12 protein-coding genes and 1 pseudogene are annotated in these 12,299 nt (G+C 63.8%); 8 read left to right on the top strand and 5 right to left on the bottom strand.

What is annotated here, in order from left to right; translation table 11 throughout:
- Window positions 1-220 precede the first annotated feature (220 nt).
- The gene (locus AC56PL_RS11890) at window positions 221-1,132 is read left to right on the top strand and encodes a phosphodiesterase (RefSeq protein ID WP_497153939.1); all 912 of its coding nucleotides are present in this window, start codon (window positions 221-223) and stop codon (window positions 1,130-1,132) included.
- A gap of 10 nt (window positions 1,133-1,142) precedes the next feature.
- Here the strand turns inward: AC56PL_RS11890 and AC56PL_RS11885 are convergent, their stop codons facing one another.
- The 3 genes from AC56PL_RS11885 to AC56PL_RS11875 all read right to left on the bottom strand — a co-directional run bounded on the left by AC56PL_RS11885 (window position 1,143) and on the right by AC56PL_RS11875 (window position 4,109).
- A complete protein-coding gene (locus tag AC56PL_RS11885; RefSeq protein WP_497154295.1) occupies window positions 1,143-2,579 on the bottom strand; it encodes a stealth family protein in 1,437 nt (478 codons plus the stop codon).
- Window positions 2,580-2,877: 298 nt separating this feature from the next.
- On the bottom strand, window positions 2,878-3,606 hold the full coding sequence (locus tag AC56PL_RS11880) for a pyrimidine reductase family protein (protein WP_497153938.1): 729 nt from the start codon (window positions 3,604-3,606) through the stop codon (window positions 2,878-2,880).
- A complete protein-coding gene (locus tag AC56PL_RS11875) occupies window positions 3,603-4,109 on the bottom strand; it encodes a flavin reductase (RefSeq protein ID WP_495515966.1) in 507 nt (168 codons plus the stop codon). Before AC56PL_RS11875 ends, AC56PL_RS11880 begins: the two co-directional genes overlap by 4 nt.
- Before the next feature lie 174 nt (window positions 4,110-4,283).
- Here AC56PL_RS11875 and sigM point away from each other — a divergent pair, with 174 nt between their 5' ends.
- The gene (sigM, locus tag AC56PL_RS11870) at window positions 4,284-4,874 is read left to right on the top strand and encodes an RNA polymerase sigma factor SigM (RefSeq protein WP_497153937.1); all 591 of its coding nucleotides are present in this window, start codon (window positions 4,284-4,286) and stop codon (window positions 4,872-4,874) included.
- On the opposite strand, the gene AC56PL_RS11865 is transcribed toward sigM, so the two are convergent.
- Complete coding sequence (locus tag AC56PL_RS11865) at window positions 4,869-5,603, bottom strand: TetR/AcrR family transcriptional regulator (protein WP_497153936.1); 735 nt, start codon at window positions 5,601-5,603, stop codon at window positions 4,869-4,871. The two genes, sigM and AC56PL_RS11865, sit on opposite strands and share 6 nt — an antisense overlap.
- Before the next feature lie 97 nt (window positions 5,604-5,700).
- On the opposite strand from AC56PL_RS11865, the gene AC56PL_RS11860 reads away from it, so the two are divergent.
- The 3 genes from AC56PL_RS11860 to AC56PL_RS11850 all read left to right on the top strand — a co-directional run bounded on the left by AC56PL_RS11860 (window position 5,701) and on the right by AC56PL_RS11850 (window position 8,633).
- Window positions 5,701-7,206 (top strand): MFS transporter, encoded by a 1,506-nt coding sequence (locus AC56PL_RS11860; protein WP_497153935.1) that lies wholly within the window; start codon window positions 5,701-5,703, stop codon window positions 7,204-7,206.
- A 4-nt stretch (window positions 7,207-7,210) separates the two neighbouring features.
- Complete coding sequence (gene mug, locus AC56PL_RS11855; protein ID WP_497153934.1) at window positions 7,211-7,777, top strand: G/U mismatch-specific DNA glycosylase; 567 nt, start codon at window positions 7,211-7,213, stop codon at window positions 7,775-7,777.
- 88 nt (window positions 7,778-7,865) lie between these two features.
- Window positions 7,866-8,633 carry an RsmA family anti-sigma factor gene (locus AC56PL_RS11850; protein WP_495513878.1) on the top strand — a complete coding sequence of 256 codons (768 nt, stop codon included), beginning with the start codon at window positions 7,866-7,868 and terminating at the stop codon, window positions 8,631-8,633.
- A gap of 171 nt (window positions 8,634-8,804) precedes the next feature.
- Here the strand turns inward: AC56PL_RS11850 and AC56PL_RS11845 are convergent.
- Window positions 8,805-9,311: pseudogene (locus AC56PL_RS11845) on the bottom strand (phosphatase PAP2 family protein); the annotation flags it as partial.
- Between the two features lie 210 nt (window positions 9,312-9,521).
- On the opposite strand from AC56PL_RS11845, the gene trxB reads away from it, so the two are divergent.
- From trxB to AC56PL_RS11830, 3 genes are all read left to right on the top strand, one after another.
- The gene (trxB, locus tag AC56PL_RS11840) at window positions 9,522-10,523 is read left to right on the top strand and encodes a thioredoxin-disulfide reductase (RefSeq protein ID WP_495513877.1); all 1,002 of its coding nucleotides are present in this window, start codon (window positions 9,522-9,524) and stop codon (window positions 10,521-10,523) included.
- Between the two features lie 67 nt (window positions 10,524-10,590).
- Window positions 10,591-10,923 carry a thioredoxin gene (gene trxA, locus AC56PL_RS11835; RefSeq protein WP_495513876.1) on the top strand — a complete coding sequence of 111 codons (333 nt, stop codon included), beginning with the start codon at window positions 10,591-10,593 and terminating at the stop codon, window positions 10,921-10,923.
- 182 nt (window positions 10,924-11,105) lie between these two features.
- Window positions 11,106-12,284 carry a peptidoglycan-binding protein gene (locus AC56PL_RS11830; RefSeq protein WP_495513875.1) on the top strand — a complete coding sequence of 393 codons (1,179 nt, stop codon included), beginning with the start codon at window positions 11,106-11,108 and terminating at the stop codon, window positions 12,282-12,284.
- The last annotated feature ends 15 nt before the right edge of the window (window positions 12,285-12,299 follow it).

Raw genomic sequence — 12,299 nt, 5'->3', positions numbered from 1 at the left:
CTCGCTGCGAACCACCCGCCGTAACCGACCGTGCCGGCAGTCACCGGGCCACAGACGCGTCTCCGGAAGCCACCGCAGATGTTCATCTGCTGTCCTGGCGACGTCCGCGTTCAGGGTTTCTCGATGTGTTTCGCTAGTGTGTGTTGGTGACGGTTGTCAGCCCGGGCGTCCGCCCGACACAACCGCAGCAGCGCAGGGCCGATCGGAAGCGAGTGCGTTGATGGTGGCTCGAACGGCCGAATACCCCAGGCCGAATCACTGCATAGTGCACATCAGCGACACCCATCTCATCGACGGTGACGGCGATCTGTACGGCGGTGTCGACAGCAAGGCGCGGTTACGCCAGATCCTCACCGAACTCACCGGATCCGGTGTCGCGATCGACGCACTGGTCTTCACCGGTGACCTGACCGACAAAGGCGATCCACGCGCCTATGAGACGCTGCGCGGCATGGTCGAACCCGTCGCCGACCGGCTCGGAGCCGAGCTCATCTGGGCGATGGGCAATCATGACGATCGCGCCGTCTTCCGAGTGGAACTGCTCGACCAGCCGCCGGACACCGGGTCCATCGACATGGTGCACGACGTCGGCGGTCTGCGGATCATCACCCTGGACTCAACCGTCCCCGGCCTGCACCACGGCGAGGTGACCGACGCTCAACTCACCTGGCTCACAGATCTTTTGGCGACACCTGCCGAACACGGCACCATACTCGCGATGCACCACCCACCCGTGCCGTGTGTACTCGATCTCGCGGTCCTCGTAGAACTACGCGATCAGCACCGACTCGCAGATGTGTTGCAGGGCAGCGATGTCCGCTCCATCATTGCCGGACATCTGCACTATTCGACCAACGCGACGTTCGCCGGGATACCGGTCTCCGTGGCCGCCGCCACCTGCTACAACCAGGATCTCAACGTGCCGGCCGGGGCGATGCGCGGCCGCGACGGGGGACAAGGCTTCAACCTCATCCACGTCTACGACTCGACCGTCGTCCATTCAGCCGTACCCATCGGCACGTATGCGACTGTGGGCGAATATGTTTCACCCGACGAGACCGCGCGCCGACTGGCCGCAGCCCATATCCGGATCGCCGAGAGCACCCGGCGAAGCCCGGTCAGCCGGAACTAGCGTCGGGGCACTAGTCCGACGCCGCCCCTGCCGCCGTCTCCCATGGTGCGGCGATGGGGAAGTAGCGGTCGAGGAAGCCGATCACCGTCTGGGTGCGGAGTTCCAGATCGACCTCGGGGGTACTGCCGTCGTTGAGACAGAAGAAGTCGACGGCCCGCCGCGGCAGCATCTTCCCCATGGCCTTGAGTCCCGCCACGGCGGTTGTGTCGATGTACTTGACCTTGGCGTCTTTCTGCACCACAGCGCGACCGGTCATGAGCGCGTAGTAGTGGTACAGCGAATTGGTCACCGAGATATTCGAACTGGTGCGAAAAGCGCTGGCGGCGGTGGCGGCGAACTCCTCCGGGAATTCTTTTTCCATCTCCTGTAACACGCTCTTGCGCAACGGAGTTGCCGCATGCTCGAGGTGCCGCGTCGTCATCAGGCCGAATCGGTTCTGCAGCAATCGGCGGTTGACCCTGGCGGCATTCTCGAAACCACTGCGGTCGGCGTCGCTGTAGCCGAGTCCGATCCGCGTGGTCGCCTCGATGAACATGCTCACCCCTCCCGAGGAGAAGAACGCCTGCGGTCCGACCGGACGTCCGAAGAACATGTCGTCGTTGGAGTACAGGAAATGCTCGGACAACCCCGGGATGTGGTGGAGCTGGCTCTCGACGGCCTGAGAGTTGTGCGTCGGCAGAACCGACGTGTCGACGAAGAACTCCTCGCTCGGGACGAAGGTCACCCGAGGATCGTCGGCCAGCCACGCCGGGCGCGGTGAATCGGTGGCGACGAAGATCCGGCGAATCCAGGGTGCGTACATGTGGACCGAGCGCAACGCATACTTCAGTTCGTCGATCTGGCGGTACCGCGCGGCCGACGCATCCCCTTCTCCGACAATGTAATTCTGCATTCGCTTGGCCCGCTGCGCCTGGAACTCCGCCGATGACCCGTCGACCCAGGAGAAGACGATGTCGATGTCGAAATTGATGTCGGAGGCATGTCCGGCGAACATGTTCTCGATGGTGGGCCAGGTCAGACCGTAGCGCTCGACGGTCCCACGGACGGCTTCGTCCCTCGGGATGGTCCGCCGGGTCAACGAGTTCTCGATCGGCAGGGTGATCTCGGTGTCATCGAAAGACCACAGCTCTATCTGCACGGCGGTCGCAGCACCGTAGTGCAGCCCGCTGTTCGGTTCGACGCGCGGTCGATAGAGCCGGAAGATTCTTGCTTTCGTGGATTGCGACAGTTTCCCATCGCCTACCAGTACCGCCTTACCCCGTTCTGCATCAACAGTTTTCGAGTAGAACGGTTCCCGCTCGCAAGCGGCGACCATTGCTGCCTTGAAGGCGGCGCGGTCCGGCCATGCGATCGCGATCACCGGTCGTTCGTCGTTGCCGCGCACCAGGAGGTAGGCGATCTCGGCAGCGTCGAGGACGCCACGGATGAACAGCAGATCCTCGACCATCGCCTCTTGCGGAGTGGTCGACGAGATGGCGAGCGCGTACCGACCTTCGAAGCCCACGACGTTCGGCTGCTCCCGCAGGCGGGCCACCGACGCGGCAGACTCCCGGACGACCGACTCCGGGGTCTCCGGCTCGGGAGGGACGAGGTAGATCTCATGGGGTGCGGGGGATGAAGTGATGGCATTCCTTCCGGGGACGGCATACGGCCGAGAGATCCCCGGAATCTCACCAGTGTAGATCGTCTCCCGACCGCAGCCCGAATGCTGATCTCGATCCCGCTTGCGTAGGCGGCCCACCAGGTCAGCGAACGTATCTCAGGAACAAGAAATTGTCGTGTGCGAGGGCATGCGCGAGCGTCAGGCCACGCGGCTCGGCGAGTCGACCCACAGGGCGCGCCCGAGGGGTATGTTCTTGGAGCCCTGCGAATTTCGGCGCCACCGTCAAACACAATTCGTCGACCAGGTCGGCAGCGGCAAGCGCGTCCAGCAATGTCGGACCGCCCTCGCACAGAATGTGTTTCATCCCACGATCTTTCAGCGCCGCGATTGCCGCCGAAAGGTCGACGGACTCATCGCCGACAGCGATCACGTCGGCTCCGTAATCCTGCGCCCTGGTGCGCGCGCGGGTGGTCGTGACGATGATCGGCGGGGGAGTGGCACCTATCAGTCGTGAGGTTTCGGGTAAGACACCGGTATTGGTGACCACCGCGATCGGCGGTGCGGTCATCGCCCCGCGCTGTTCACGTACCCGCTGGTAGGCGTCTTTCAGGACCACCGGCCCGTAGTTCTCGGCACGCACGGTGCCGGCCCCGACCAACACCACGTCGGCGAAGATTCTCAGAGCCTTCAACAAGGCTTGGTCGGTGGCACCCGAGATCTGGCGTACCCGCCCGTCGAACGCCGCTTCCCCGTCCAGGCTCGTCACCATGTTCGCCCGGACACCCACGGGCGGATCCCCGTACCAGTCGACGGCCAGCGTCGTGATGTCCACCTCACCCGAGGGCAACAACCGCACCTTTGAATCGTTCATGCGTCGTGTCCTGGCTCGAGGTCTCGGACATCGGAGAAACTCACCAGTTCCTGGGTGGCCGCGGGCGTTGTCGCACCGTCAAACGGTTCCACCAGCATTCCTTCGTGGTCCCCGGCGTCGATTCTCCGGACGATTCGGCCGACGAACCACGCGGCCGCATCATCGAGGATCGGCAACCCATGCGGGCCTTCATGCCACTGGCATCGTTTGAACTTGTCCACCTCGTCGCCGGTTTCCGAACCGAACAGGCGCGCGAGGTCGAGGTCCTTACGAGCAAGGACATGCACGGCGAGGTACTCCGCATCCTGAGCGACCCCAAAGGTGTGATTGCTCTTGGACACGCCGACGAAGAACCGGGACGGACTGATGCTGGCCTGGCTCGCAAAGCCGACCAGACAGCCTGCCATACGATCCGAAGCGCGGGTCGTCACAACAAACATCGGATAATTCAACTGGCCCACCAGCTGCTCGAAAGCGGGCTCAGAGGATTCCTTTTCATTCACCACTTGCTCATCCTTCGTCACACCAATCACAAACGTTCCTGGACACGTTCTGCTTGCAGTGTCTCCGGGTGGAGTAGAACGCAAACCTCACGGACTCATTTCCCCTGCCGACGGGGGGATACGGATTTGGCGTCTGCCATCGCGTGGAACGTTTGCCTCCATTAGTCTCCACCCATGGCCGAGTGGGGGGAGGTCTGTGGGGATGATGCACGGACTGATGAGGAATTGCTTGCGGCTCACGTGGAGGGGGACTCCGATGCGTTCGGGATACTGATCACGCGGTTGCAGGGTCATTTGTGGGCGGTTGCGCGCCGGACCTCGCATTCTGACGAGGATGCGGCGGACGCTCTGCAGGATGCACTGCTCAACGCACACCGGATGGCCCATCGGTTTCGGGCCGACGCCAAGGTCAGCTCGTGGATGCACCGCATCGTGGTCAACGCATGTCTCGACCGGATTCGCCACAACAAGTCGCGCCTGACCGTGCCGCTACCGGAGTTCGACATCTCCGAGCTGGCAGATCCTCACGACCAGCACGGTGATGTCGACCTGTCGGTCTCGATCGGCCGAGCCCTCGACGCCTTGCCTGCGGATCAGCGAGCAGCCATCGTGGCGGTCGACATCGAGGGATATTCGGTGGCCGAGGCATCGGCGATCCTGGGTGTGCCCACCGGGACGATCAAGAGTCGTTGTGCGCGCGGACGCGCCAAACTTGCTGTGGCGCTGGGGCATCTGCGATCTTCGGCCGAAGAGGCCAACTCATAGGGTGTCCATCCGGGCCTCGAGGCCGGCAAAGATGACCTCGAGACCGAAGGTGAGTTCTTCTGTGTAGTAGTCGCCTGGCGTGTTCGCCTCGTCTGTCACCGCCTCGACCAGGTGCGGATAAACCTCGGGGGCAGCAAGTTTCACGATCGATGCCTCAAAGGCACCGTCGTCGGCGGTGACGCCGCGCTCCGTGACCGCACCCAACTGGATGGACTGGCGGACATGATTACGCACAAATCCGTCGACGAGCAGAAGGGACGACAATTTCTGTTGGCCCGACATCGATGTCCCGTCGAAGGCCCGGAGTCCACATTCGGTCCAGCTCAACAGATTTGGGGTGATCGGCGCGGTGTGCATCGGCGCCGTCACGATCCAGGATCGGGATAGGAACACCGTCGCGATCCCGCGCGCCCACCTCTCGAGTCGGGTGCGCCAGTCTCCGGTGGCGGTCAAGGCGGGATCGGCGCGGCCGAAGGCGACGTCGAGCATCACCTGCTGCAGTTCCTCCCGGGAATCGACATAGCGGTACAGCGACATCGTGGTGAGCCCGAGGACCTCCGCGACCGCCTTCATCGTGACCGAGTCCCAGCCCCGCTCATCGGCAAGCGCCACCGCCGCGGCTCCGATGTCTCCGATGGACAGCGACGGCTTGGGACCTCGACGACCGAGGACCTCCTGTCCCCAGAGGAGCTGCATATGACGCGGCATCGGTCGATCGTCGGTGGTCATGAGGCAATCCTACTAACTGCTTGCCAGATACACAGTTAGCTGCCTAATATCCGTGTACCTCATAAACAGTATTGTCCGTACACAGTTTGGATACCGGATGCCCACCACCCGCTCACCGTGGCTCGCCCTCACGGCCCTGTGCCTCCCGATGCTCATCGTCTCGATGGATGTATCGGTCCTGTTCTTCGCCGTACCGTTCATCTCCGCAGATCTCGATCCGTCACCCGCGCAGCAACTCTGGATCTTCGACATCTACGGATTCGTCCTGGCCGGCCTGCTGCTGACCATGGGCGCGGTTGCCGACCGGGTCGGACATCGCCGCCTGCTGCTCATCGGAGCAATCGGCTTCAGCATCGCCTCGCTGCTCGCGGCCTATGCGACCAGCGCCGAGATGCTCATCGGGGCCCGGGCGCTCCTTGCCGTCTCCGGCGCCACACTGATGCCGTCGACGCTGGCCCTGGTCCGGCACATCTTCATCGACGACACCCAGCGAGCGAAAGCCGTCGCCACCTGGACCGCCGTGATGACCGGGGGAGTTGCGGTCGGCCCGATCATCAGTGGTGCACTGCTGGAACACTTCTGGTGGGGATCAGTGTTCCTGATCAACATTCCGGTGATGGTGCTGCTGCTCGTTGTGGCCCCGGTCCTGCTCCCGGGTGACACCGGTGACCGGACGCGTCGGATCGACATCGTGAGCTCCCTCCTGGCACTGGTCACCATCCTCCCGATCATCGAGGGCATCAAGACGCTCGCGTCCGACGGTTGGGGTCCGGTGCGCGTCGGCTATCTGGTTGTGGGAGTTGCTGCCGGCGTGATGTTCGTGCGCCGCCAACAGCACCTGGACGAGCCACTGGTCGACCTGACCCAATTTTCCGATCGGCGCTTCTCCACCACCATCTGGATCAACATGATCGCCATGTTCGGCATCCTCGGCAACGCCATCATCGTTACGCAGTACCTGCAGTCGGTCCTCGGTCAGTCGCCGCTGGTCGCGGCACTCTGGAGTCTGCTGCCCTCGGTCGCAATCGCCTTTGTCGCACCATTGACCGCGATCCTGGCCACCCGGGTCGGTCGGCCGCCGGTGATGATCGGCGGGCTACTCGTGGCCGGTGGCGGCTTCGCAATATTGGCGATGTTCACAACAACCGACTCGCTGATCACCGGCCTGATCGGAGCGACATTCCTGGCCGGTGGTCTGGTCGCCACCAGTGCCATGGTCTACGACTACGTGGTCGGGGTTGCGCCCGCGGAGCGCGCGGGTGCTGTGGCCGGACTGCTGGAGACCACCACCGAACTCGGCGGAGCGCTCGGCATCGCGATCCTCGGCAGCGTCGTGAACATGGTGTACCGCAACACATTCGACTACTCGTACCCCGTGGACAACTCCGCGCGAGAGAGCCTGGGCGGTGCCCTCGCCGCAGTCCGGACATCATCTGTGGCAACCGGTGACGAGTTGGCGGCCGCGGCACGGACCGCGTTTGTGAACGGTTTCGTGGTTGCCTCGGTGGTCGGTGCAGTCGTTCTCGTACTCACCGCACTGGCCGCCATCGTCCTGCTCCGTCGACCCACCGACGCCGCGGCTGCCCGGGCTGCGGTCTACTGAGGACATGGGTTTCACACACGCCGAACTCGAGTCGTATCGTGATGCGGTCATCCCGGACCTGGTCGGGCCCGACTGCCGGCTGTTGTTCGTCGGGATCAATCCGGGATTGTGGACAGCTGCGACCGGTGCCCACTTCGCCCGCCCTGGCAACCGCTTCTATCCCGCGTTGGCCCGCGCCGGAATCGTCGATCGGGTGATCGACGCATCGGAGGGCTATCGCGAAGAGGATCGGAAACTGTTGTTGGACAGCGGTATCGGTATCACCAACCTCGTGCGTCGAGCAACGGCCCGTGCGGATGAGCTGACTCCCGAGGAACTCCAGACCGGTGGCGAAGAACTGATCGCGACGGTCCGCGCGGTGTCGCCGAAGATCATCGCAGTTGCCGGAATCACCGCATACCGCACCGCATTCGGGGAACGGAAGACAGCGGTAGGTCTTCAGGATCGGACCATCGGCGACATCCCGGTGTGGGTTGTCCCCAACCCCAGCGGACTCAACGCCCACGCCACCATCGACTCACTTGCCGCCGACTACCGCGAGCCGGCCAGGGCCGCGGGAATCGTACGATGACAACTGGTCCACCGAACTTCCGATACCGAGGGAACCGACCGTGCCGCGACGACGTCCTAGCTGAGTATCGAGATGACTGGCCATCGAGATGACGAGGGAAGCAGGGGTCCGCACGATGTTCGGTATCGGCAACCGAGACCACCCAGACAGTGAGTTGCTCGACCCGCCCTACCCCGTAGATGTCATCGCTGACCTGCACGCGGGGGTATACCCCGAAGACTTCGCGAAACTGCTGAAACCTCGGGTACTCGCCGATCCGGACGCCGGTGCCATCTGGTCGGCGCTCGAGGCCACCACTGCCCAGTTGGCCGAGCTACCCGCCTCACCGATCCCGGTCCCGCCGTTCGCACAGGAGCGGATCGATCAAACACTGACTGCACTGGCCGAGGCCGACCGCGGGGGTGCACAGGTCACCTGGCTATCGCGCCGTCGCGGCGCCGTCGCGGCATCGCTCGCGGTAGCCGCCGCGGTGGTCGGGATCGCAGTCGCGGCCACCTTCTCCTTCACGGCCGATTCCCGGGACTCCGAGCGGGCTCCGGTGGCCACGGCCACCGAAGCCACCGACACCCTGACCCCCACCGGCCTGTCGACGGCCACACTTCTCAGCGTCCTCGGCAGCACCGAGAATGAGGGATTCGTGGATCAGGCAGCGCAGGATCGGTGTCTGCTCGCCAATCGAATCGCGCCGTCGACCCAAGTATTGGGGTCCGGATCAATCAACAACGCCGGCGGCCGTGCCGTGGTAATCCTGCTGGCCACCGGCACGATGGGGACGTTCGACGCGCTGGTCGTCGGGACCGACTGCACCACGGGGAACCCGGCGACGATCAGCCGCACCACCATCGGCGACAAGTGAGGCGATCGCCACTGCGGCGACCAGACCGACCGGGGCAACGGCCAGATGTCCGGTGGCCACAGCCCACACCAACGGTCCCACGGCTGCCACCAGGGCGGTGATCGCCCCGACCAGCAGACGATTGCCGCCGTGACTCCGTCCCCGTCCGGTCGACCCGGGCACCAGGTGCATGAGTGCGGCCGCCAGTAGCACCGAGCCGATGAGGTCGCTGGGACGGTGCCAACCCCAGACCATCAGATCCTGCGACACCAGGGTCAGCCACCCGACGCCGGCGATAGCCGCAACCGGAGCGATCGAACGGGGCGCGGCCCGCACGATCGCGGCCACACAACCAGCGGCGGCCGCAGCGTGACCGCTGGGGAAGGTGTTGGCCACCCATCCGAGCCCGTCGAAGTCGGGGCGGGTCAGCAGATCATCGCGCAGAAACTGCGTGAGCAGGATCCCGACAACCGGAAGCACAAGCAGCACAATAATACTGAGCCGACGACGGGCCAGCAGACCCAATCCGATGATCGCCGCGGCCGACACCACCCACAACCTCAGGTCGGTGACCGAACCCAGACCGACAATGTGGGGGAGATCAGCAGTGGCACCGGTCCCGCGTAGGGATAGGAAGGCCCGTTGATCGGCCCGCTGACCGACTGCGGTGTGCACGGCGACCAGGTAGGTGGCGACCATTGCGGCCGTCAGCGATACAACCCACAACACCGACGACAGCGAGAGCTGTCCTCGGGATGCACGAAGTGGCGACGACCGATACATACGCTCCATGGTGCCGCAGAAGCCTGTGAGTCTTCTCAGGCGCTGCGTCACAACCGTGTCCGGGAACAGAAGCCCTTAGGCTGATGTTTATAAAGCTGTCACCCAGTGAAGGAAAGTGGAGCATCGATGACCTCAGCAGGTACCGACACCGTCTACGACGTGATCATCATCGGATCAGGTCCGGCCGGCTACACGGCAGCCGTTTACGCAGCTCGTGCGGATTTGTCGCCCGTTGTATTCGAGGGCACACAGTTCGGCGGCGCTTTGATGACCACCACTGAGGTCGAGAACTTCCCGGGCTTCCAGAAGGGTATCCAGGGTCCTGAGTTGATGGAGGAGATGCGCGAGCAGGCGATCCGTTTCGGCGCTGACCTGCGCATGGAGGACGTCGACGCAGTCCGCCTGACCGGCGACATCAAGGAGATCGACGCCGGTGGCGAGACCTATCGCGCCAAGGCGGTCATCCTCGCCATGGGGGCAGCGGCCCGTTACCTCGACGTACCCGGCGAGCAAGAACTGCTCGGACGTGGCGTTTCGGCCTGTGCGACCTGTGACGGCTTCTTCTTCCGCGACCAGGACATCGCCGTGATCGGCGGTGGCGACTCTGCGATGGAGGAGGCAACCTTCCTCACCAAGTTCGCACGCTCCGTCACCGTGATCCACCGTCGCGAGGAGTTCCGTGCGTCGAAGATCATGCTGGATCGGGCTCGCGCGAACGACAAGATCCGCTTTGTGACCAACACAACGATCGGCCGCGTTCTCGGTGAGACGTCGGTGACCGGCCTCGAGCTGGTCGACACCGTCACCGGTGAGACCTCGAACCTCGACGTGACCGGCATGTTCGTCGCGATCGGACACGACCCCCGCAGTGAACTGGTCAAGGGCCAGGTCGACCTCGATGCCGACGGCTATGTCCTGGTCGACGGTCGCACGACCTACACCTCGCTGCCCGGTGTCTTTGCGTCCGGCGACCTGGTTGATCACACCTATCAGCAGGCCATCACCGCCGCCGGCTCCGGATGCGCCGCGGCCATCGACGCCGAGCGCTGGCTCGCCGACCAGGCAGATTCGACCGCACCCGAAGTACCGGAAGCCGTCGGAGCAGTGTCGGCCGCCGCCGGGGCCTGAACCGCCCACCAATCGCAGGATCCGTTCATTTGAACGGCCTGCACGTAGCTGTGAAAAGGAGAACACAATGGGAGCAAACACCGTGGTCGTCACCGATGCCACGTTCAAGGAACAGGTACTCGGAGCCGACAAGCCGGTCCTCGTAGATTTCTGGGCCACCTGGTGCGGACCGTGCAAGATGGTCGCCCCGGTCCTCGAGGAGATCGCCGGCGAGAACTCCGGGAAGATCACCGTCGCCAAGCTCGACGTGGACCAGAACCCCAACGTGGCCAGGGACTTTCAGATCATGTCGATCCCGACCATGATTCTGTTCGAAGACGGTAAGCCCACCAAGACCATCGTTGGCGCGAAGGGCAAGGCAGCTCTGCTGCGCGAGCTCGACGGGGTCATCGGCAAGTAATATCGCCTCAGGGCGCAACGGCCAGACATCAGCAGCGTGACCTTAAAGGTTCCGTTCTGGTGCCTGGCCGTATTGGCTCTGTCATCCGATTGCTGAGACACTTGCAAACGAGTTCGTGTCCCGGCTCATCGAGGTCCGTATTGTCGTCAGTTCGTGTTGTTGTTAGAAGGAAGGCCACTCCGATGCCGTTGTTCCGGTTGGGGGATCACGGATCCGCTGTCGCCGAAATACGGGCAATCCTGACCAATCAGGGTTTGCTGGCCGACACCGTTCCCCTGTTGGGTCGTGTGGTCGATACAAACGGTTGGGCGCCGCCCGAAGCCGTCTTCGATGCCGAAACCGACCAGGCCGTTCGGGCATTTCAGCAGCAACGTGGCCTGCTTGTCGACGGAATCGTCGGCCCGGCCACCTTCGGAGCACTTCATGAGGCCTCGTACCGCCTCGGCGCCCGCGTTCTGTTCTATCAACTGTCGGCCCCCATGCACGGCGACGACGTGGCAACGCTGCAATCTCGACTGCAGAATCTCGGTTACTACACCGGCCTGGTCGACGGCCACTTCGGTGGCGACACCTACGCCGCGCTGTGCAACTACCAGAGCGAGTTCGGACTCAGTGCCGACGGCATCTGCGGACCGGCCACTTTGCGATCCCTGGAACTGCTCGGAACCCGTGTCACCGGTGGTTCTCCCCACGCCATTCGCGAAGAGGAGCACGTCCGTCGTCTCGGACCGCAGCTGTCCGGCAAACGCATTGTCATCGATCCCGGCTCCGGTGGTGACCATCCCGGTGCCGATCCGGCCGAATCGGCCATCGAAGCCGAGATCCTCTGGGATCTCGCACGCCGTCTCGAGGGCCGGATGATCGCGGCAGGCATGGAGACCTTCCTGTCGCGTGCCGAGGATCAGAACCCGTCGGACGAAGAGCGCGCCGAGATCGCGAATTCCATTGGCGGCGATCTACTTATCGCGTTGCGCTGTGCGCACTACCCGAACAGCCTGGCCAGTGGTGTGGCCTGCTTCCACTTCGGAACCCCGCATGGATCGACGTCCACGATCGGCCGTTCGCTCTCGGGCTTCATCCAGCGCGAGATCGTTGCCAGAACCGAACTGCGAGACTGCCGCTCGCATGAACGTACCTGGGACATCCTGCGCCGCAGTCGGATGCCTGCGGTCCAGTTGGACATCGGCTACATCAGCAATCTTCACGACGCCACCGAGCTGAGCAACCCAGCGGTACGCGACACGATCGCGGAGGCAATTCTTGTCGCGGTCAAGCGCCTGTACCTTTTGGAACGCGACGACCAGCCCACCGGCACCTACACGTTTGCCGGATTGCTCGCGTCCGAACAGATCCCGCGCTAGTCCAGGTTCCGCACC

The organism is Williamsia sp. Y721 (genome assembly GCF_059683565.1).
Note: the sequence above shows the minus strand (reverse complement) of the source record. Positions and strands in the feature narration are given on the sequence as shown.

Coding starts and splice junctions, on each gene's coding strand:
- AC56PL_RS11860 (WP_497153935.1), top strand. CDS start 5,701: ATGCCCACCACCCGCTCACCGTGGCTCGCCCTCACGGCCCTGTGCCTC.
- trxB (WP_495513877.1), top strand. CDS start 9,522: ATGACCTCAGCAGGTACCGACACCGTCTACGACGTGATCATCATCGGA.
- sigM (WP_497153937.1), top strand. CDS start 4,284: ATGGCCGAGTGGGGGGAGGTCTGTGGGGATGATGCACGGACTGATGAG.
- AC56PL_RS11885 (WP_497154295.1), bottom strand. CDS start 2,579: ATGGTCGAGGATCTGCTGTTCATCCGTGGCGTCCTCGACGCTGCCGAG.
- AC56PL_RS11830 (WP_495513875.1), top strand. CDS start 11,106: ATGCCGTTGTTCCGGTTGGGGGATCACGGATCCGCTGTCGCCGAAATA.
- trxA (WP_495513876.1), top strand. CDS start 10,591: ATGGGAGCAAACACCGTGGTCGTCACCGATGCCACGTTCAAGGAACAG.
- AC56PL_RS11850 (WP_495513878.1), top strand. CDS start 7,866: ATGACGAGGGAAGCAGGGGTCCGCACGATGTTCGGTATCGGCAACCGA.
- mug (WP_497153934.1), top strand. CDS start 7,211: ATGGGTTTCACACACGCCGAACTCGAGTCGTATCGTGATGCGGTCATC.
- AC56PL_RS11880 (WP_497153938.1), bottom strand. CDS start 3,606: ATGAACGATTCAAAGGTGCGGTTGTTGCCCTCGGGTGAGGTGGACATC.
- AC56PL_RS11865 (WP_497153936.1), bottom strand. CDS start 5,603: ATGACCACCGACGATCGACCGATGCCGCGTCATATGCAGCTCCTCTGG.
- AC56PL_RS11890 (WP_497153939.1), top strand. CDS start 221: ATGGTGGCTCGAACGGCCGAATACCCCAGGCCGAATCACTGCATAGTG.